Source organism: Sphingopyxis sp. GC21, assembly GCF_025727575.1.
GTDB lineage: Bacteria > Pseudomonadota > Alphaproteobacteria > Sphingomonadales > Sphingomonadaceae > Sphingopyxis > Sphingopyxis terrae_A.
The window spans coordinates 256,052-275,958 of sequence record NZ_CP095845.1; the positions used below are offsets into that span (position 1 = coordinate 256,052).

Consider the following 19,907-nt stretch of genomic DNA (forward strand, 5'->3'; position numbering starts at 1 on the left):
CTCGAACCAATCGAAGGGGCCGCGAAAGCGGCCCCTTTTCTTTTGGGCGCTGCCGGCCTCCGGGTGGGGAGAGAGGCTTCGGCCTGCCCGTCGAAACATTTGGACCGGGCCCGAAACGGGGCGGTGCTTGGGGAGCGGCGGCTATGCGCCCGGAGTCCGGACGCTATTCCTCGGTCCGGATCAGGATCATCTCGCCGATCAGCGCGAACAGGATGAACGGCCCCCATGCGGCGAGGAAGGGGGAATAGGCGCCGAGGTCGCCCATCGCGAGCGCGAAATTGTCGGCGACGAAATAGGCGAAGCCCAGCGCCATGCCGATGATTGCACGCACGAACAGCTTGCCCGATCGCGCCAGGCCGAATGCCGCGACGGCGCCGAGTAGCGGCATCAGGACCGCCGACAGCGGCCCCGAAATCTTGTGCCACAACACGCCTTTCAGCGCATCGACGGGTCGCCCCGCTGCCTCGAGATCGCCGATTGCCGCCTTGAGCTCGGTGAAGGGCAGTTGATCGCCGTCGACCTGCGCCAGGGTGAACTGGTCGGGACGCACGCCCGGCGCGGCGACGATGGTGCCGAGCGGCTGGACGATACCGGCGCGGCGCAGGAAGCGCTTGGCGTTGGTGAGTTCCCACCCACCCGCGACCGGCCGCGCGCTGTCGCCCGAAAGTATCGAGGACAATACGCCCCCCGACCGTTCATAGATGCGCACGCCGTGCAGCGTGATCGCTGTTCCGGTACCGCTGACGGTCGCGGCGTTGATCAGATTGTTGCCGTCGCGAACCCATATGTTCGACCGAATCCCGGTGTCTTTCGGAATCTGCGCATATTCGACCTTCTGCCAGGCGGCGAGCGCCGCGGTCGCGCGCGTCACGATCCTTTCGTTGAAGCCGAAGCTGATCGCGGCAACGAACAGCGCGGCAAGGAACAGCGGCGCCAGCACCTGATGCGCCGACATGCCCGACGCCTTCATCGCGATGACCTCGCTGTTCTGGTTGAGCGTGATCAGCGTCAAGATCGTCCCGAGCAGGACGGAGAAGGGCAGAAAGGTCTCGATGATCTGCGGCAGGCGCAGCCCGACATAGCGCCACACGTCGCTGTCGCTGTTGCCTGCGACCGACAGGATCTTGCCGCTCTCGCCGAGAAGGTCGAGCGTCTGGAGTACGAGCACGAGCGCGAACAGGATCGCGAAGCTGCGCACCAGAAACAGCCGCCCGACATAGAGCGCCATGGTTCGCGACGGAAAGAAATGGAGCTGGTTCATCGTCAGATATGCTGCTGCTTGCGCTGGAACAGGCGGATGAAGGCGCGGACTTTCTGCCCGGCCTTGGCCGCGACGCGCTCGAGCGCGCCGATTGGTTGGCCGCCGGGGACATGCGCCACCGTATAATACATCCACACCGCAAGCGCGCCGAACAGCAGCAGCGGAATCCACAGCGCCAGCAGCGGATCGACCGCACCGCGCGCGCCCAGCGCTTCGGCATATTCGTTGATCTTGTGCTGGGTGACGAGCAGCACGATCGACAGGAAGACGCCCAGCGAACTTGTCGATCGCTTGGGCGGAATTGCCAGCGCGATCGCCATCAGCGGGATGAAGAACATCGACACCACTTCGACGATCCGGAAGTGGAAATTCGCGCGCGATTCGAGCCGCGTCGCCAGCGGTTCGGCCTGGTCGTGACCGACGACGAGCAATTCGGGGATCGTCAGTTCGCGATCGGCGCCGCCGCGGGTGCGGAACGCCTCGATCTTGGGTAGCGGAATCGGCAGGTCGTGACTGTCGAAGGTCAAGACCCGCGGCACCGCGAATTTCGGCGATTCATGGATCAGCACGCCGCGCGTCAGGCGCAGGATGATCGTGTCGGGATCGTCGGTGGCAAGAAACTGTCCCTCGGCGGCGGTTGCCGAAACGCTTTGCCCGTCCTTGTTCTCGCCGCGCACGAAGATGCCGCGCAGATTGCGCCCCTCGTTATAGCTCTGCTCGATGCGCAGCGTCATCCGGCTGCCCAATTTGGTGAATTCGCCGACCTTGATCGACGCGCCGAGCGCGCCCGACCGCAATTCGAAGCGCAGCCCTTCATAGGCGTAGCGCGCATAGGGCTGGATAAAGCCGACGATCGCGAGGTTGAGCAGCGCCAGCGCGAAGGCAAAGGCATAGGGCATGCGCATCAGCCGTCCGAAGCTCATCCCCACCCCGCGCAGCACGTCGAGCTCGCTCGACGTCGCGAGCCGGCGGAAGGCGAGCAGGATGCCGAGCATCAGCCCGATCGGGATGCCAAGCGACAGATATTCTGGGATAAGATTGGCGAGCATCCGCCACACGACGCTCACCGGCCCGCCTTCGGTCGCGACGAAATCGAACAGGCGCAGCATCTTTTCCAGCACCAGCAGCATGGCCGAAAGGACCAGCGTACCGAGCATGGGAAAGAAGATGAGCCGCGCGATGTAACGGTCGATGGCGGGCAGTCTATTCAATCTTTCGTCGCCCCATCACCATGATTTGGCCGCAAATGGTTCCGATATCCGGATTCAAGGGCAACAGGGACCCATGTCGGCTCGGTGCTGGCGTGGCTATAACCACTGGGAGCTAATGCGTCATGTCGAAATTTATCTCGGCGTCGCTCTGCGTGGCTCTGCTCGCCGTATCCGTGGCAGCAAACGCAGAGGGACAGGTTATCACCAACGACCTGTCGAAATGCCGGAGCGGTCCGTCCACCCTCGTCCACATCAACGGCGTGAAGGCCGGGACGGGCAAGATTCGTGTGCAAAGCTATCGTGCCACAGCGTCCGAATGGCTCGCCAAGGGGCGCTGGATCACCCGTGTCGAAGTGCCGGCACAGGCCGGGTCGATGACCGTTTGCGTGCCGCTGCCCGAAGCGGGCCACTATGGCATTGCGGTGCGCCACGACGTCAACGGCAACGGCAAGACCGATCTGACCTCGGACGGCGGCGGCATGTCGAACAACCCGAGCATCAACATCTTCAATCTCGGCAAGCCGAGCTACAAGAAGACGGGGTTCGATGTTGGCAACGCGCCGAAGACGATCTCGATCAACATGAAATATATGTAGGGGCTCGATGGCAAGCGTCGCCCTTCTTTCCAATCCGCGCTCAACGGGGAATCGTGCCCTGTTGCCGCGGGTTCGGGAATATTGCGCGGCGCACCCCGACATTTTTCATTACGAGGTCGAGGATGTCGACCAGATCGGTGAAGCGATTCGTACGATCGCGATGGTCAGCCCGCGCATCGTCGCGATCAACGGCGGTGACGGCACCGTTCAGGCCGCGCTGACCGAACTTTATTCGGGGGGCCATTTCGGCGGTTCGCCGCCGCCCGTCGCGGTGCTGCCGAACGGCAAGACCAACCTGATCGCGCTCGATCTGGGCGCCGAAGGCGATCCGATCAAGGCGCTCGAGCGCGTCGTCGAACTCGTGTCGAATGGCCGGCTCGAGGATCATGTCATTGAACGGCAGCTCATCGCGCTCGACAGCGGCGGCAATCGCCCCGTGCTCGGCATGTTCCTGGGTGGTGCCTATCTGGCCGACGTGATGCTCTATTGCCGCAATCGCATCTATCCGCTCGGCCTGCCCAACGGCCTGTCGCATGTGCTCGCCGCGATTCTTGGGCTTTTCGCGATCATCTTCGGCATTGGCGGCGGGCGCCTGCCGCCGAAGCCCGAGCCGCTGACCGTGTCGCTGATCCGACAGGGCCAGCTCAAGGGCAAATTCTCGCTGCTCATCGTCACGACACTGGAAAAGCTGCTGCTGAGTATCCGCACCAGCGATACGCACGGCGGCGACGGGCGGATGAAATTGCTCGCGGTCGACCGCAGCGTCGGCGCGCTGTTCCGCATGCTCGGGGCCACTTGGCGAGGGACCCTCGGCCAGCATCAGCTCGCCGGGGTCCATTTCGAACAGGGTGATGAGATCCGTATCGAGGGCGAACGCTCGAACGTGATCCTCGACGGCGAGATTTTCGAGGCAAAGCACGGCCGGCCGATCATCCTGACCTCGACCCAGCCGGTACCCTTCCTGCGCCTCGCCGCCTGAGCGCTCGCATGTCGGCGCATACCGATCTCGTCCGCGAAGAGCTTTCGACACCGGTCGATCCGCGCGTCGCTGCGATGGCGGCGGCGATCGCGGCCCGCTACCCGGGCAGCGCCCGCGCGGTACTCTTTTACGGCAGCTGCCTGCGCGAAAGCGAACTCGACGGGCTGATGCTCGATTTCTATCTGATCGTTTCGGACTATGGCGATGCCTATCCGAAGCGCTGGCTCGCGGCCGCCAACCGGCTTATCCCGCCAAACGTCTTTCCGTTCGAGCATGAGGGGCTGATCGCCAAATATGCGGTGCTCAGCGAAAGCGATTTTCACCGCCTGAACGGCCCTGAAACGCGCAACGTATCGGTCTGGGCGCGCTTTGCTCAGCCGTCGCGGCTCGTCTGGGCCGTCGACGATACCGCGCGGGACCGCGCGGTATCGGCGGTGGCACGCGCCGCGCCGACATTGCTCGCGGCGGCGGGATCGGTCGATGGCGAGGCGCCGCTCGATTGGTGGCGGCGCGCCTTTTCGTTGACCTATTCGGTCGAATTGCGCGCCGAACGCACCGGCCGGGCGCAGTCGGTCGTCGATGCCGACGCCGCGCGCTACGACCGCTTCAGCCTGCCGGCGATGGCGGCAATCCCGGCCGGTGCTACCGGTGGCGGCTGGGCGCGGCGGCGGATCGAGGGCAAGCTGCTCAGCATCTTGCGGCTCGCCAAGGCCAGCCTGACCTATGCCGGCGGGATCGATTATCTCGCCTGGAAGATCAACCGCCATGCGGGCACCAAGATAGAGATCAAGCCGTGGCAGCGCCGCTGGCCGCTCGTCGCCGCGCTGACGCTGGTGCCGCGCCTCGTGAAGAGCGGCGCAATCCGCTAGGAAGCGATGCGCTCCGGTGCGGGCGCATCGCCGCAGCGGCGGATCGCCTGTTCGAGCGCGTTCAGCGTAAAGGGCTTGCGCAGCACGTCATGGTCGCCAAAGCTTTCGAACTCGCTGGCATCGCCGGCGTAGCCGGTGACGAACAGCACCGACAGATCGGGCCAGCGTTCCTTCAGTTCTGCGACCATTTCGGGGCCGGTCAGGCCGGGCATCAGCACGTCGCTGAGAATCAGGTCGAACCCGCCATGCGCTTCGACCAGCCCGGCGGCGGCGCGCGGATCGTCGCAGGCGATCGCTTGATGACCAAGCTCGGTTACGGCGTCGACGGTGGCGGCCAGGACGCGCTCGTCATCCTCGACCACCAGAATGCGCATCGCGTCCGTCGGCGGTTCGCTCACCGCTGCATCGGAACCGCCCGCGGGCGCCGCCGCTTCGGCATGCGGCTTTGCGACGGGCAGCAGCATCGCAACGCGCGTGCCTTCGCCCTCGACCGAATGAATCTGCACCTCGCCGCCCGACTGGCGACAAAAGGCAAAGACCTGACTCATCCCCAGGCCCGTGCCCTGACCCGCGGGTTTCGTGGTGTAGAAGGGGTCGAACACGCGCTTGAGTACCTCGGGCGACATGCCGCAGCCGGTATCGATCACCTCCACCGCCAGCGCGGCGGTGTCGTCCTTTTCATCGCGCAGCGTCCGGATCGTCAGCGACCCGTGCCCGTCCATCGCGTCGCGCGCGTTTACGGCAAGGTTGAGCAGCGCATTTTCGAATTGCTGCTTGTCAACCCAGCAGGCGAGCCCTTCGGTCTGAAGGTCGAGCGTCAGCGCGATACGGTCGCCGATCGTGCGCCCGATCAATTCCGAAAAGCCCGCGATGCAGGCGTCGATCGGCGTCATTTCGGGGCGCGCGGGTTCGGACCGTGCGAAGGCCAGCAGGCGGCGGGTCAGGTCGGCGGCGCGATTGGCCCCGTCCATTGCATTGCCGATGTGGCGCTGTGCCTTTTCGGGCGCTTCGCCGATCCACCGCTGCGCAAGTTCCAGCCCGCCTACGACGACAGCGAGCATATTGTTGAAATCATGCGCGATGCCGCCGGTCAACTGGCCCACCGCTTCCATCTTCTGCGCCTGGCGAAGCTGCTCCTCGGCGGCGGCGCGTTCGGCCATTTCGCTGCGCAGCGCGCTGTTCGCTTCGGCAAGCTCGGCCGTTCGCTCGTTCACCGCCGCCTCCAGCAGCATCGCGCGGTCGCTTTCGGCCAATTGTTCGCGCCGTGCCGCGCGGCGTTCGCTCTGGGCCCGAACGAGTGAGACGGTCGCTGCAATCGCGATCACGGCGGCGGCGGCGGCGAGCACGGTGAACAGCAGGATCGCCTGGTTCAGGCTGGCGCGGTCGGCGGCTGCAAGCTGGTTGCGGTTGGCAAGGATCGCGCGTTCGTTGCCGATCAATTCGGTCAGCAGCCGGTCGATGCGCAGCAGCGCGGCATCGTGTCCGGCGGCGTTATATTTCGAGATCGCGGCAATGGTCTGGTTGTAATTGGCGCTGAGCGCCGCATCGCCGAGCTGTGTCCCGCGCCGGTCGAGTTCGGCGGTCAGTGTCTTGACCAGCGCCGCCTGCTCCGGATTGTCGCGGACGTTGCGGCGGAGCAGCGCGAGATATTGCTGCGACAGCCCCCACTGCTGCTGAAAAACGCGACCGTCCTCCTTTTTCAGGCCGACAGCGAAGCGGCCGAGTGCCGCCTCGGCGCGCGCCAGCGCGGCATCGAGGCTGCGCGTCTGTGAAATCACTTCCAGGCTGTGCGCCTGCCAGCTCAGCGAGCGGTCATAATTGTCGTTGGCACGGCTCATCAACATGATGAGCGCGCCGACGACGCCCGTCAGCACCGCGCCCAGCCCGACGGTCAGCCAGAAGCGCAGCCGTTCGCGACGGCTCTCATTGTCGTGATCCAAATCCCGCTCGAACACGCTGATCTTCTATCCAACAAGCGTTCCGGGGCAAAGCGGTGAAGACCGCACGGCGCGGTGTTCCGCTCGGTTCGCCCCGAAAATGAATCCGCTGGTCGGCGGCGCGGCTCGGTTCAGCCGATAATTCCCACGCGCTTGCCCGCGCGCTCGAAGCGGCCGAGGATCTCGCTCACCTGCTCGCTCGAATGTTCAGCACATAGCGAGCAGCGCAGCAGCGTCATGCCCGCGGGGGTCGCGGGCGGGCGGGCGAGATTGACGTAGAGGCCTTCTTCGAGCAGCGCTTCCCACATCATCGCGCCCTTTTCGAGGTCGGGCATGATGACCGCGATGATCGCCGACTGCGGCTCTTCGGTACCCAGCGTGAAGCCGAGATCGCGCAGCCCCTTGTGCAGCGTCTTCGAATTTTCCCACAGATGCGCGCGCTTGTTCGACCCGTGCATCAGCTTGCGGATGCTCGTCGCCGCGGTCGCGACGACGCTCGGCGGCAGCGAGGCGGTGAAGACGTAAGGGCGGCAGACGAGGCGCAAGATCTCGAACTTCGGATGGTTCGACACGCAGAAGCCACCGACGGTGCCGACGCTCTTCGAAAAGGTGCCGATGATGAAGTCGACATCGTCGATCACGCCCTGCGCCTCGGCGACGCCGCGGCCATGTTCGCCAATGAAGCCCATCGAATGCGCCTCGTCGACCAGCACCATCGCGCCATTTTCCTTGGAGACGCGGATCATCTCCTTCAGCGGCGCCACGTCGCCGAGCATCGAATAGACGCCTTCGAGCACGACGAGCTTGCCGGCCTCGGCGGGCAGGCGCTTCAGCCGCTTTTCGAGCGCTTCGACATCGTTGTGGCGAAAAGCGACGATTTCGGCGTCGCCCATCTTGCATCCGTCATAGATCGACGCGTGGCTGTCGATGTCGAGGATGACATAGTCGCCCTTGCCGGCGATCGTCGAAATGATGCCGAGGTTCGCCTGGTATCCGGTCGAGAACACCATGGCATGATCCATGGCGTAAAATTCCTTCAGCGCGTCCTCGCACGCCTTGTGCCCCTGATAGGTGCCGTTGAGGACGCGGCTGCCGGTGGTGCCGCTGCCGAACTTCTCGAGCGCGTCCTTGCCCGCGGCGATGACATCCTCGTCGAAGGTCATGCCCATATAATTATAGGTGCCGAGCAGGATCGTTTCGCGCCCGTTGCAGATCGCGACGGTGGGCGAGAGCACTTTCTCCATCACCAGGCTGAACGGATCGGTCACGCCGGTCGCAAGCAGCGCCGCGCGCTGTTCGATGAGCGGATCGAATTTGGAGAAAAGGTCGGTCATATTCGTTTCTTCCGTGTGCCGCGGCGAAAGCCGGGGTCCAGATAGGTCGCGCGACGTCGCGTTGACCCCGGTTTTCGCCGGGGAGCACAAGATTTTCAGCCCTGCAGCTTTTCCACCGCGGCGACGAGCTGGCCGACGGTTTCGATCTCGGCCTGCATGTTCATGCTGATGATGATGTCGAACGTATCCTCGACCTCGGCGACGAAATCCATCACCGTCAGGCTGTCCCATTCAAGGTCGCCGGCAAAAGTCGTCGCGTCGGTCAGGGCGACGCCCTTCTTGTTGAAAGGTTCGATCAGGCCGTGGATCTGGTCGGCGAGGGGGGTGCTCATGCGGGTGCGTCCCATAATGAAAAAACTGCGGGCGGGCATGCCGCGCCCCGTCCCGCTTGGCAAGCGATTGCGGCGGCAATCGGGCAGCATCTTGCCGTTCGCGGTCCTTCGTGCCATCCGGGCGAAGGTCGCCGCAAGCTGAAGGGGCAGGGAGGGGGCTGGATGGACAGCGCAAAATCGGACGCGGCGCCGGAGCGGCCCGCCATATCCTTTCCGCCCAACGCGGTGCATCTCGTGCGCACCAATCAGCAGATCACGATGCAATTGTCGCAGATGGCCGATCAAAAGGCGTCGATCCTGATGGGCGCGACCTTCGTGGTCTTCACCCTCGCGGTCGGACAGGCGCGCGCCGGGGCGGGGGCCTTCGCGCTACCGCTCGCGCTGCTGGCGACCTTCTCCTTCCTCTCGGCGCTGCTCGCCATATCGGCGGTACTCCCGCGCGTCGGCAAGGCGCCGCCCGCAGTCTTTCGCGATGGTAAGGATCATAGCAATATCCTCTTTTTCGGCCGGTTCGAGCAGATGGAGGAGGACGAGTTCATCGACGCGGTCAAGGCACGGATGCGGACCGAGGAGGATCTTTATGAAACGATCCTGCGCGACACCTATCAGAACGGCCTCGTCCTCGCGCGGCGCAAATATCGCTACCTCGCCTATGCCTATCGCCTGTTCGTCGTCGGCCTGACGCTGACCTTCCTAGCCTTCGCCTATGAGATGGCGGTAATGTGGGCGGGGTAAAGGCCGAAATGAGAGAGCGGCTGTTGCCTTTTTATCACCCCCCGCATCCGAAACCGCGCGCGGCGCTCGCGCGCTATTGAGCGGCCGCAAAAGCGCGCCTATCCGGGCCGGCTATGCTCGAGCAGGCCCACCCCCTGACGGCGGATCAACCGCAGACTTTCCGCGCCGAATTTCGCGCGACGCTGGCGCTCGCCCTGCCGCTGGCGGCGGCGAACCTGCTGCAGATGATGGTCCATGCGATCGACGTGATCTTCGTGGCGCGGCTCGGCGATGCGCCGCTTGCAGCCTCGTCGCTTGGCGTCTCGATCTTCGGCCTGTTGCTGTGGACAGGGACCGGGCTCGTCGGCGCCGCAGCGCCGCTCGTCGCTGCCGAACTCGGGCGGCGCAAACATGCCGTGCGCGAAGTACGGCGCACCGTCCGCATGGCGCTGTGGCTCAGTGCGATCGTGTCCGTGCTGTTCATGGGCGTCTGCGCCGCGGGCGGCCCGATCATGCGCGCAACCGGGCAAGACCCCGAAATCACGGCACATGCCGCCAGTTTCCTGTTGATCCTGATGTGGGGCATGGTGCCGATGATCGCAGCGAGCGTGTTGCGCATCTTTGTTTCGGCGCTCGGACGTCCGACGATTGCCACCGCGATCACCTTCCTCGCGCTGTTCGTCAACGCCCTCGGCAACTGGAGCCTCGTCTTCGGCCATCTCGGCATGCCGGCCCTCGGACTGCAGGGCTCGGCGCTGTCGAGCGTCATCACGAGCACGGTGATGCTGATCGCCTATATCATCGTGATCCAGACCGACCGGCGGCTGCGCCGCTATCATCTGTTCGGCAACTGGTGGCGCTCCGAATGGCCCCGCTTCTGGGAAATGCTCCGGATCGGCACCCCGATCGGCCTCATCATTCTGGCCGAGGCCGGGCTGTTTACCGGCGCCGCTTTCCTGATGGGCCGGATCGGTGAGGCGCAGCTTGCCGGGCACACCCTCGCGCTCCAGATCGCGGCGCTCGCCTTCCAGATCCCGTTCGGCGTGGCGCAGGCGGCGACGATCCGGGTCGGCCTTTCCTATGGCGCGCGCGACCATCGCGGCATTACGCTCGCGGGGCAGGCGTCGCTGATCCTCGGTATCGGTTTCATGGTCGTGACCGCGGCGGTGATCTGGCTCGCGCCGCGGCTCGTGCTGTCGATCTACGTCGACGTCGATGCGGCGCGTAACGCCGCGCTCGTCCATTTTGCGCTGCAGTTCCTGCTCGTGGCCGCCGCGTTCCAGCTGTTCGATGGCGCCCAGACGGTCGCGGCGGGCGTATTGCGCGGGCTTCAGGATACGCGCGTGCCGATGATCATCGCGGTCTGCGGCTACTGGATCGCGGGCTATGGCACCGCCGTCTACCTCGGCTTCTGGACGCCGCTTGCGGGCGTTGGCGTGTGGATCGGTCTGGCGGTCGGGCTCATCGTGGTGTCGGCGGTACTGCTGATGCGCTGGGGGATGCGGGCGCGGTTGGGGTTGTTGCCTTCATTGGTTGATCGTTGAGATGCTTGGTGGCCGTCTTCACTCGGCCGACGAGCATTTTGAACTCTTCTGGCGTTAGCGCGCGAAATTGTCGGCCGGTGGAGTCCTGAATTGCGGAAACGTTCCGGAAAACAAAATAGCTGCCAGTCTCACCGCCAGACATCTCCGCGAGATTGAGGGTGGAATGAACGATGTCGTTTCGGCAATCCACCAACGGTCGAATTTCGGCGATCCGCTGGTGAGCTTTAGCGGGATATCGGAACGCGGCCTTTTCGAGAGTGTCGAGCTTATGAGTCAGCGACGCGCTGGGTGAGAATTTCCCTTGCTGCGCTAGTTTCCGGACAATCGTTTCCTCAAGCCGCGCGAATGCATCGAGAAGTTCGCTGCGCAGTCGCGCGCCGCGCTCCAGCAAGTCCCGCTGGACGGGTGAATCTGCACCCTTGATGATCGGAATCTCGCACCCCATCTGACCGCCGTACCGCGCCGCCGAAAATTTTCCCTTAATCGCCTTGACGCTGTCACACCCTCCACCCATATGCCCGGTTGTTAGCACTCGCACCCCGTGAGTGCTAAGTCTGACATCCATTGCATTACTGGAGGGACATCCATGCAATTTCGTCCGCTGCACGACCGCGTGCTCGTCCGCCGTATCGAAGCCGAAGAAAAGACGGCTGGCGGCATCATCATTCCCGACACCGCCAAGGAAAAGCCGCAGGAAGGCGAAGTCGTCGCCGTCGGCACCGGCAGCAAGGCCGAAGATGGCAAGGTGACGCCGCTCGACGTCAAGTCGGGCGACCGCATCCTGTTCGGCAAATGGTCGGGCACCGAAGTCAAGGTCGATGGCGAAGAGCTTTTGATCATGAAGGAATCGGACATCCTCGGCGTTCTCGCCTGAGCCTGTTTGCCGATTTCAGTGTGAAGTTACGCAGTTTTCTGCGCTTTTATTAAAGGAGCATCCTCATGGCTGCCAAGGACGTTAAATTTTCGCGCGACGCACGCGAACGCATCCTGAAGGGCGTCGACATCCTCGCCGACGCCGTCAAGGTCACGCTGGGCCCCAAGGGCCGCAATGTCGTGATCGACAAGAGCTTCGGCGCCCCCCGCATCACCAAGGACGGTGTCTCGGTCGCCAAGGAAATCGAACTCAAGGACAAGTTCGAAAACATGGGCGCGCAGATGCTGCGCGAAGTCGCCTCGAAGGCGAACGACAAGGCCGGTGACGGCACCACCACCGCGACGGTCCTCGCCCAGGCGATCGTCCGCGAAGGCATGAAGTCGGTTGCTGCCGGCATGAACCCGATGGACCTGAAGCGCGGCATCGACCTCGCGGTCACCAAGGTCGTCGAAGACCTCAAGGGCCGTTCGACCGCCGTGTCGGGCTCGTCGGAAATCGCGCAGGTCGGCATCATCTCGGCCAATGGCGACGTCGAAGTCGGCGAAAAGATCGCGGAAGCGATGGAAAAGGTCGGCAAGGAAGGCGTGATCACCGTCGAGGAAGCCAAGGGCCTCGAGTTTGAACTCGATGTCGTCGAAGGCATGCAGTTCGACCGCGGCTATCTGTCGCCCTACTTCATCACCAACCCCGAAAAGATGACGGTCGAACTGGCTGATCCGTACATCCTGATCTTCGAAAAGAAGCTGTCGAACCTTCAGTCGATGCTTCCGATCCTCGAAGCGGTTGTGCAGTCGGGCCGTCCGCTGCTCATCATCGCCGAAGACATCGAAGGGGAAGCGCTCGCGACGCTGGTCGTCAACCGTCTGCGCGGCGGCCTCAAGGTCGCGGCCGTCAAGGCGCCGGGCTTCGGCGATCGCCGCAAGGCGATGCTGCAGGACATCGCAATCCTGACCGCCGGCGAAATGATCAGCGAAGACCTGGGCATCAAGCTCGAGTCGGTCACGCTGAACATGCTCGGCCAGGCGAAGCGCGTCACGATCGACAAGGACAACACCACCATCGTCGACGGTGCGGGTGAAGGCGACGCGATCAAGGCCCGCGTCGAACAGATCCGCGCGCAGATCGAAACCACCACGTCGGATTACGATCGCGAAAAGCTGCAGGAACGTCTGGCGAAGCTCGCCGGCGGCGTTGCGGTGATCAAGGTCGGCGGTGCGACCGAAGTCGAGGTGAAGGAACGCAAGGATCGCGTCGACGACGCGCTGCACGCGACCCGCGCCGCGGTCGAGGAAGGCATCGTCCCCGGCGGCGGTACGGCTCTGCTGTATGCCACCAAGGCTCTCGATGGGCTGAAGGGCGCCAACGACGACCAGACCCGCGGTATCGACATCGTCCGCAAGGCGATCGAAGCGCCGCTGCGTCAGATCGCGGCCAACGCCGGCCATGACGGTGCGGTTGTCGCCGGCAACCTGCTGCGCGAAAACAACCAGGATCAGGGCTTCAACGCCGCGACCGACGTCTATGAAAATCTGAAGGCCGCCGGCGTCATCGACCCGACCAAGGTCGTGCGCACCGCGCTTCAGGACGCTGCCTCGGTTTCGGGCCTGCTCATCACCACCGAAGCGGCGGTGAGCGAGCTTCCCGAAGACAAGCCGGCGATGCCGATGGGCGGCGGCGGCATGGGCGGCATGGGCGGCATGGACTTCTAAGTCCTTACCGTTCGGCGCTCAGCCAACAAGAAACGGGGCCGGAGGAGCAATCCTCCGGCCCTTTTCTGTCCACCCACCTTTTTCCGGGCCATTGCCAGTTCATGCGCCGCAGCATAGCTAGGCGGTCATGAGCCTGCTTCTCGTCCTTGCCGCGCTGCTCGCCGATCCCGCGGCCGCCGTCGCTCCGCCTGCGCCGCCGCCGCGCGCCACGATCGAACGCTGCGGCTACCGGGTGGTCCAGACCTATCCGCACGATCCGTCCTCCTTCACCCAGGGCCTGTTCTGGGACGACGGCCATCTTTACGAAGGGACGGGGCAGTACGGCCATTCGCGCATCGCGCGGCTCGACCTGGCGACCGGCAAGGCGCTCGCCGAAACGCCCCTCCCCGCCGACCAGTTCGGTGAAGGGATCACGCGCTGGCGCGACCAGATTATCGGCGTCACCTGGCAGAACGGCATCGGCCATCGCTGGCGCCTCAAGGATCTGAAGCCGGTCGGCGGCTTCACCTATTCGGGCGAAGGCTGGGGAGTGACGACGCTCGGCGATACGATCGTGCTCAGCGACGGGACACCGACGCTGCGCTTCTTCGATCCCGCCACGATGGCGGAAAAGCGCCGCGTCACCGTTCGCTTCGGCGGCCGTCCGCTCGCCATGCTCAACGAACTCGAGGCGATCGACGGGCAGGTCTGGGCGAATGTGTGGATGAGCGACGTCATCGTGCGGATCGACCCCGACAGCGGCGCCATCGTCTCCTACATCGACCTGACCGGGCTGCGCAAAGTCGCCGGGGTCAGCGACAGCGACAGCGTGCTCAACGGCATCGCGTGGGACGCGAAGGGCAAGCGGCTGTTCGTCACCGGCAAATATTGGCCCAAACTCTACGAGATCGCCCTCGCAAACTGCGCATAGGGGCCGGTTCTAGCTCTTGAGCGCCGCTGCCATCCGCGCCGCCGCTGCGTCATAGACGCGCGCTTTCAACCCCTCGGTCACCGCGGCGGGCGCCCGGTCGGGGTGGCCGCCGGCGAAGGGCGGGGCCGGATCATATTCGATTGCGAGCTGGATCGCCTGCGCGGCCGCGTCGCCCCGCATCCGCGCGACCAGCGTCAGCGCGAAATCGAGGCCCGACGTCACCCCGCCGCTCGTCACGACGGGGCCGTCCTCGACCACGCGCGCCGCTTCGTGGCGCGCACCGACCATCGGCAAGAGATGCGTATAGGCCCAGTGCGTGGTCGCGCGCCGCCCTCCGAGCAGCCCGGCGCGGCCGAGCAGGAAGGCGCCGGTGCACACGCTCGTCACCCAGGTGGCGCCCGCCGCCTGCCGCGCGATGAAATCGATCGTTGCCGGGTCGCCCAACGCTTCGGCGACACCATGTCCGCCGGGAACGCACAGTATATCGGCCTGCGGCGCCGCAGCGAAATCATAAGTCGGCAGGATTGCAAAGCCGCAGTCGGTCGATATCGGATCGAGGTTGGCCGCGGCGCCGATCAACCGCGCGCCGGGCAGGCGGCACAGCGCCTGCGCCGGCGCGGTGAAATCGAGCTGGGTGATGCCGGGAAACAGCAGAAAGACGATGGTGGTTTGCGGTGCTTCGAGCATCGGGATGGTCCTTTTCCGACGGATCACCCAGGCGCGCGGCTCGCATCGGTCCCGCTCCCCGATGGAACTCCATCTTCAGCGCCAGTTGCGGGACGCCTGTCTTCTATCGCGGCAACCGCTTTGGCGAAAGCCTATTTGCCGCCGTCTTCGCCGCTCGCGGCGCTGTCGGCTTTCGTATCGGTGCCGTCGCGGCTTTCGAGCATTTCGGCCGCATCGTCGAGCGCCTTGGCTTCGCTGACCGTGACGCCGCCGGGGCCGGGCTCATTGTCGGTGCGGCTGCAGCCGGCAACGAGGCACAGGGCCGCGGCCAAGGCCGCGCAGGTTGGAAATTTCGTCATGTCGGCTCCTGCGAAAAGGGGCTCCGCCATTCCGGCGAAGCCCCTCTTTCCCTATCAGGCCAAGGGCCTGCCGACGACTTACTTGTCGTTGGCTTCGGCCTTCTTGGTTTCTTCCTGAATCTTGTCACCCGCGGCAGCAGCGGCGTCGCCAGCGGCATTCACGGTGCCTTCGACGGCGTTGCCGGCGTCCTTCGCGGCATCGGCGGTCGCGTCAGCGGCGTCGGCCGCCCCATCGGCGACGGCATCGCCCGCGCTGGCGGCATCGGCGGCGATCGCATCGCCGGCTTCAGACGTTTCCTGCTGCGCCTTTTCCGAGCAAGCGGCGAGGCTGAAGGCCGCTGCGGCCATCGAGGCGAGGATGATCTTGCGCATATATGTTCCTTTCGATGTGCAAGCGGCCGGATAACCGGCCACTGGGCGCGGAGATTAACTGCGCCTGCCCGGCTTGGCAACCGTGCGGCGGGACGCGGTGGCCGCGGGGTATTGATCGCAAAAGGAAAAGGGGCCGCCGACGCATGTCGACGACCCCCGATTTCCTTGCCTGTGCAGGCGAAAGTGGAAGCTTACTTCTTCGCTTCTTCCATCTTCGCGGCAGCGGCATCGGTCGCTTCCTTGGCGGCCGCAGCGGCTTCGCTGGCCTTGTCGGCAGCTTCGCCAGCCTTGTCGGCAGCGTCGCCGGCGGCAGCGGCTGCGTCGGTCGCGGCCGAAGCGGTCGCGTCGGCGGCGCTCGAAGCGGCTTCCATCGCGCCGTCAGCGGCGCCTTCGACGGTTTCGGTGGCCGCGGTGTCGGCCGGAGCGGCTTCGTCAGCAGCCTTCTGCGAGCAAGCGGCAACGCTCAGCGACGCAGCGAGGACGAGCGACAGAGTGATCGACTTCTTCATTTGGGATACCCCTCTTGATTGAACTTCTCGACCGGCGGGCGGACCGGACCAATGCGATCCTGCTCCCGTTGATCGGGCGCCGGAATTACAAGGTTGTAAGTGGGGGCGCAACGGACTTTTTGTCCCAGGGGTGGCGTTCGTCGCAATCGCGCGCGCCGTCGTTGCTCGACAATTCGTTGACCACATATAAAGAAGTCTTTATATGATACTGCTATGAGCGAGCTGATCGACATTTTCCGGGCCCTGGCCGACCCGACGCGGTTACGCGTCGTTGCCTTGCTGCGCGAGATGGAGCTGGCGATCGGCGAACTGGCGGCGGTGCTCGAACAGAGCCAGCCGCGCGTTTCGCGCCACGTCCGCATCCTGGCCGAAGCCGGGATCGTCGAGCGCCGCCGCGAGGGGAGCTGGGTCTTCCTGCGCATCGCCGAACAGGGGCCGGGCGCCGACATGGCTGCTGCTGCGGGGTCTTGGCCCTTCTCGGCGCGCGAGGCGCTGGTGATCGCGCAGGATGCGCGCCGGCTTGCCGCGGTTCGCGCCGAGCGCGCAGCGGTGGCCGAACGCTATTTCGCCGACCATGCGGCCGAATGGGATGCGATCCGGTCGCGCCACGTCGCCGAAAGCGAGGTCGAGGACGCGATGGTCGCGATGATGCACGGGCGCGCGCTGGGTCATCTGCTCGACGTCGGCACCGGCACCGGGCGCATGGCCGAAATCTTCGCGCCAACGGCGCAGCGGATCACCGCCCTCGACCGCAGCCCCGAAATGCTGCGCATCGCGCGCGCCAAACTGTCGGATCAGGCAGTGCCGGTCGATCTGGTGCAGGGTGATTTCCTCGCGCTGCCCATCGCCGACGCCAGCGTCGATTCGGTGGTTATCCACCAGGCGCTGCACTTTGCGCACGAACCCGAGCGGGTCATCGCCGAAGCCGCCCGCGTGCTGCGTGATGGCGGGCATTTGCTCGTCGCCGATTTTGCGCCGCACGAGGATGAGGAGCTGCGCGCTCTGGCAGCGCACGCGCGCCTCGGCTTTTCGGATACGCAGATCGGCGGCTGGTTCGCCGCGTCGGGGCTGACGCTCGAACGGACGCAAACACTCGAAGGCGGTGCGCTCGCGGTCAAGCTGTGGCTTGGCGCGCGCCGCCGTGAGCAGGATCAACCCCCCGTCGCCGCGGGCGACGGCGAAGGCAAAAGGCTCGCCGCATGACCACTTCCCTCGACGCGCTGGCCGAAGCGCGCCGCGCTGCGGCGTCGCCGCTGTTCGCCAATCTGGAAGGCGACATCGGGGTCAGTTTCGAATTCTTTCCGCCCAAGACCGAGAAGATGGAGGCGCAGCTGTGGGACACGTTCCGCACGCTTGAGCCGCTGGCGCCGCGCTTCGTATCGGTAACTTATGGTGCGGGCGGATCGACGCGCGAGCGCACCCATGCGACGGTGGCGCGGATCGCGTCCGAAAGCGCGGTGCCGCCCGCCGCGCACCTGACCTGCGTCGAGGCGTCGCGCGGTGAAATCGAAGAGGTTGCGCGCGCCTATTGGGACGCGGGCGTGCGGCATATCGTCGCGCTGCGCGGCGATGTCCCCGGCGGCGGTGCGTATCGGGCGCATCCCGATGGTTTTGCCAATGCGGTCGAGCTCGTCGCCGGGTTGAAGCGGATCGCGCCGTTCGACATTTCGGTCGCCGCTTATCCCGAGGTGCATCCCGACGCCGATTGCCCGCAGGCCGATCTCGACAATCTGAAGCGTAAGCTCGATGCCGGGGCGACGCGCGCGATCACGCAATTCTTCTTCTCGCCCGAAGCCTTCCTGCGCTTCCGCGACGCCGCGGATGCGGCGGGCATCGACGCGCCGATCGTGCCGGGCATCCTGCCGGTGTCGAACGTCTCGCAGACGCGGCGCATGGCCGATATGTGCGGCACCGCAATCCCCGCATGGATGATCGCGCTGTTCGAGGGGCTCGACGACCTGCCCGCCGCGCGTCAGCTCGTTGCCGCGACGGTCGCGGCCGAAATGTGCCGCCGCCTCTACGCGGGCGGGGTACGCGATTTTCACTTCTACACGCTCAACCGCGCCGAACTCAGCTATGCGATCTGTCATATGCTGGGGTTGCGGCCGGTGGCGCCGGCAAAGGATAAGGCGGCATGATCTCAGCGCGCGAGGCCCTGATCGCGGCGGCGAAGGATCGCATCCTGCTCACCGATGGTGGCTGGGGCACCCAGATCCAGCTCCGCAAGCTCGGCGAAGCCGATTATGCGGGATCGCTCCGCCTCGGTCACGACCAGAAGGGTAATAACGACATCCTTGCGCTGACGCGGCAGGATGTCGTGACCGCGATCGGCGAGGCCTATCTCGCCGCCGGATCGGACATCGTCTCGACCAACACGTTCAGCGCGAACCGGATCAGCCAGGCCGATTATGGCGCCGAAGCGCTGGTTGCTGACATCAACCACGAAAGCGCGCGCCTGGGGCGCGAAGCGGCCGACAAGTTCGCGGCTGAGGACGGCCGGCGCCGCTTCGTCGCGGGCGCGGTCGGGCCGACGAACAAGACGCTGTCGCTGTCGCCCGACGTCAACAATCCCGGCTATCGCGAGATCGATTTCGACGAATTGAAGGACGTCTATCGCGAACAGGTAATCGCGCTGGCTGAAGGCGGAGCCGATTTCATCCTGATCGAGACGATCTTCGACACGCTGAATGCCAAGGCCGGCATCGCCGCGACAATCGAGGCGGAGGCGAAGGTCGGGCGCGAGCTGCCGCTGATGATCTCGATGACGCTCACCGACCTGTCGGGCCGCAACCTGTCGGGCCACACGGTCGAGGCTTTCTGGTATGCGGTGCGTCATGCGAAGCCGCTGACAGTAGGGCTCAACTGCTCGTTCGGCGCGGCGCAGCTTCGCCCGCATGTCCGCGTGCTCTCCGACCTCGCCGACACGCTGGTGATGGTCTATCCGAACGCCGGCCTGCCCAACGAGCTTGGCGAATATGACGAACTGCCCGACACGACCGCGGCGCTGGTCCGCGAATGGGCCGACCATGGTCAGGTCAACATCCTCGGCGGCTGCTGCGGATCGACCCCGGCGCATATCGCGGCGATGGCAAAGGCCGTACAGGGCCTCCACGCGCGCCGGATTCCCGAGGTGCCGGTGCGCACGCGCCTTGCCGGGCTGGAACCCTTCACGATGGCGGCGGCATCCTGATGGAGGACGGACCGACATGGGCGATCCGCGAGGCCGGAGAGGCTGATGCCGCCGCGTTGGCATTGATCGGCGCCGCGACCTTCCTCGAAACCTTCGCGGGCATTCTCGACGGCCAGGCGATCGTCGGGCATTGCGCGGCGCAGCATCAGGAGGCCGCCTATCGCGCCTATCTGGCGTCGGGCGCGCGCGCCTGGCTTGCCGAGGCGCAGCCGGGCGGCGCGCCGATCGGCTTCGCGCTGATCGGCCGGCCCGACCTCGCCGCTGCCGAGGCGGGCGACATCGAACTCAAGCGCATTTATTCGCTGTCTCGTTTTCATGGCAGCGGACTTGGCGCCGCCCTGATGCGCTGCGCTCTTGACGCTGCGGCAGGGCATCGCCGCCTGTTGCGCGGCGTTTACGCCCGCAACGAACGGGCGCTCGCTTTCTATCGCAAGCAGGGCTTCGTCGACGTCGGGACACGCCAGTTCAACGTCGGGGGAAAGCTCTACGACGACCGCGTTCTCGCCCGCCCGCTTGCTGCCTGATTCTCTTTGGACCGTTC

The 19,907-nt window shown here is 65.2% G+C and carries 22 protein-coding genes and 1 riboswitch; of the genes, 12 read left to right on the forward strand and 10 right to left on the reverse strand.

All coding sequences use genetic code 11. The features are described 5' to 3' along the window. Positions 1–163 precede the first annotated feature (163 nt). The gene (gene lptG / locus MU856_RS01220; protein WP_058811232.1) at positions 164–1,261 is read right to left on the reverse strand and encodes an LPS export ABC transporter permease LptG; all 1,098 of its coding nucleotides are present in this window, start codon (positions 1,259–1,261) and stop codon (positions 164–166) included. A 2-nt stretch (positions 1,262–1,263) separates the two neighbouring features. After that, positions 1,264–2,472, reverse strand: a complete 1,209-nt coding sequence (gene lptF / locus MU856_RS01225; RefSeq protein ID WP_082819824.1) for an LPS export ABC transporter permease LptF — start codon at positions 2,470–2,472, stop codon at positions 1,264–1,266. A 122-nt stretch (positions 2,473–2,594) separates the two neighbouring features. On the opposite strand from lptF, the gene MU856_RS01230 reads away from it, so the two are divergent. Genes MU856_RS01230 through MU856_RS01240 form a run of 3 tightly spaced genes read left to right on the forward strand, consistent with a single transcriptional unit; the run spans position 2,595 to position 4,916 of the window. Continuing rightward, the gene (locus MU856_RS01230; protein WP_062900982.1) at positions 2,595–3,068 is read left to right on the forward strand and encodes a DUF2141 domain-containing protein; all 474 of its coding nucleotides are present in this window, start codon (positions 2,595–2,597) and stop codon (positions 3,066–3,068) included. A 7-nt stretch (positions 3,069–3,075) separates the two neighbouring features. Then, complete coding sequence (locus MU856_RS01235) at positions 3,076–4,047, forward strand: diacylglycerol/lipid kinase family protein (RefSeq protein ID WP_003042677.1); 972 nt, start codon at positions 3,076–3,078, stop codon at positions 4,045–4,047. A gap of 8 nt (positions 4,048–4,055) precedes the next feature. Continuing rightward, on the forward strand, positions 4,056–4,916 hold the full coding sequence (locus MU856_RS01240) for a hypothetical protein (protein ID WP_263588246.1): 861 nt from the start codon (positions 4,056–4,058) through the stop codon (positions 4,914–4,916). Here the strand turns inward: MU856_RS01240 and MU856_RS01245 are convergent. From MU856_RS01245 to MU856_RS01255, 3 genes are all read right to left on the reverse strand, one after another. After that, positions 4,913–6,871, reverse strand: a complete 1,959-nt coding sequence (locus MU856_RS01245) for an ATP-binding protein (protein WP_062900980.1) — start codon at positions 6,869–6,871, stop codon at positions 4,913–4,915. The two genes, MU856_RS01240 and MU856_RS01245, sit on opposite strands and share 4 nt — an antisense overlap. 113 nt (positions 6,872–6,984) lie before the next feature. Next, positions 6,985–8,187, reverse strand: a complete 1,203-nt coding sequence (gene spt, locus MU856_RS01250; RefSeq protein WP_062900979.1) for a serine palmitoyltransferase — start codon at positions 8,185–8,187, stop codon at positions 6,985–6,987. A 95-nt stretch (positions 8,188–8,282) separates the two neighbouring features. Continuing rightward, on the reverse strand, positions 8,283–8,519 hold the full coding sequence (locus MU856_RS01255; protein WP_040589850.1) for an acyl carrier protein: 237 nt from the start codon (positions 8,517–8,519) through the stop codon (positions 8,283–8,285). 162 nt (positions 8,520–8,681) lie between these two features. Here MU856_RS01255 and MU856_RS01260 point away from each other — a divergent pair, with 162 nt between their 5' ends. Together MU856_RS01260 and MU856_RS01265 are read left to right on the forward strand one after the other, a co-directional pair. Continuing rightward, positions 8,682–9,254, forward strand: coding sequence for a Pycsar system effector family protein (locus MU856_RS01260; protein ID WP_186401121.1), 573 nt, complete (start codon positions 8,682–8,684; stop codon positions 9,252–9,254). 113 nt (positions 9,255–9,367) lie between these two features. Then, positions 9,368–10,777 carry an MATE family efflux transporter gene (locus MU856_RS01265; RefSeq protein WP_263588247.1) on the forward strand — a complete coding sequence of 470 codons (1,410 nt, stop codon included), beginning with the start codon at positions 9,368–9,370 and terminating at the stop codon, positions 10,775–10,777. Here MU856_RS01265 and MU856_RS01270 read toward each other — a convergent pair. Beyond that, entirely contained in the window at positions 10,695–11,309 is a 615-nt protein-coding gene (locus tag MU856_RS01270; protein ID WP_263588248.1) for a hypothetical protein, read from the reverse strand. The genes MU856_RS01265 and MU856_RS01270 overlap by 83 nt on opposite strands. 54 nt (positions 11,310–11,363) lie before the next feature. On the opposite strand from MU856_RS01270, the gene groES reads away from it, so the two are divergent. The 3 genes from groES to MU856_RS01285 all read left to right on the forward strand — a co-directional run bounded on the left by groES (position 11,364) and on the right by MU856_RS01285 (position 14,270). Continuing rightward, on the forward strand, positions 11,364–11,651 hold the full coding sequence (groES, locus tag MU856_RS01275; protein ID WP_003042663.1) for a co-chaperone GroES: 288 nt from the start codon (positions 11,364–11,366) through the stop codon (positions 11,649–11,651). A 65-nt stretch (positions 11,652–11,716) separates the two neighbouring features. After that, on the forward strand, positions 11,717–13,360 hold the full coding sequence (gene groL, locus MU856_RS01280; RefSeq protein WP_062900975.1) for a chaperonin GroEL: 1,644 nt from the start codon (positions 11,717–11,719) through the stop codon (positions 13,358–13,360). Between the two features lie 127 nt (positions 13,361–13,487). Beyond that, on the forward strand, positions 13,488–14,270 hold the full coding sequence (locus MU856_RS01285; RefSeq protein WP_263588249.1) for a glutaminyl-peptide cyclotransferase: 783 nt from the start codon (positions 13,488–13,490) through the stop codon (positions 14,268–14,270). 9 nt (positions 14,271–14,279) lie between these two features. On the opposite strand, the gene MU856_RS01290 is transcribed toward MU856_RS01285, so the two are convergent. From MU856_RS01290 to MU856_RS01305, 4 genes are all read right to left on the reverse strand, one after another. Further along, a complete protein-coding gene (locus MU856_RS01290) occupies positions 14,280–14,957 on the reverse strand; it encodes a DJ-1/PfpI family protein (RefSeq protein ID WP_263588250.1) in 678 nt (225 codons plus the stop codon). Between the two features lie 18 nt (positions 14,958–14,975). Continuing rightward, positions 14,976–15,056: riboswitch (ZMP/ZTP riboswitch) on the reverse strand. Between the two features lie 32 nt (positions 15,057–15,088). Next, positions 15,089–15,295: a hypothetical protein gene (locus MU856_RS01295; RefSeq protein ID WP_186401116.1), complete on the reverse strand. Its 207-nt coding sequence runs from the start codon at positions 15,293–15,295 to the stop codon at positions 15,089–15,091. 78 nt (positions 15,296–15,373) lie between these two features. Next, positions 15,374–15,667, reverse strand: a complete 294-nt coding sequence (locus MU856_RS01300) for a hypothetical protein (protein WP_003042652.1) — start codon at positions 15,665–15,667, stop codon at positions 15,374–15,376. Between the two features lie 191 nt (positions 15,668–15,858). After that, a complete protein-coding gene (locus MU856_RS01305; protein ID WP_003042650.1) occupies positions 15,859–16,176 on the reverse strand; it encodes a hypothetical protein in 318 nt (105 codons plus the stop codon). A gap of 213 nt (positions 16,177–16,389) precedes the next feature. Here MU856_RS01305 and MU856_RS01310 point away from each other — a divergent pair, with 213 nt between their 5' ends. The 4 genes from MU856_RS01310 to MU856_RS01325 are packed head-to-tail and all read left to right on the forward strand — an operon-like array spanning position 16,390 to position 19,890. Continuing rightward, on the forward strand, positions 16,390–17,379 hold the full coding sequence (locus tag MU856_RS01310; protein WP_263588251.1) for an ArsR/SmtB family transcription factor: 990 nt from the start codon (positions 16,390–16,392) through the stop codon (positions 17,377–17,379). Beyond that, on the forward strand, positions 17,376–18,314 hold the full coding sequence (metF, locus tag MU856_RS01315; protein WP_186401114.1) for a methylenetetrahydrofolate reductase: 939 nt from the start codon (positions 17,376–17,378) through the stop codon (positions 18,312–18,314). The genes MU856_RS01310 and metF overlap by 4 nt, the downstream gene beginning before the upstream one ends. Next, complete coding sequence (locus MU856_RS01320; protein WP_263588252.1) at positions 18,311–19,366, forward strand: homocysteine S-methyltransferase family protein; 1,056 nt, start codon at positions 18,311–18,313, stop codon at positions 19,364–19,366. Before metF ends, MU856_RS01320 begins: the two co-directional genes overlap by 4 nt. After that, positions 19,366–19,890 carry a GNAT family N-acetyltransferase gene (locus MU856_RS01325; RefSeq protein ID WP_263588253.1) on the forward strand — a complete coding sequence of 175 codons (525 nt, stop codon included), beginning with the start codon at positions 19,366–19,368 and terminating at the stop codon, positions 19,888–19,890. The genes MU856_RS01320 and MU856_RS01325 overlap by 1 nt, the downstream gene beginning before the upstream one ends. Positions 19,891–19,907 lie beyond the last annotated feature (17 nt).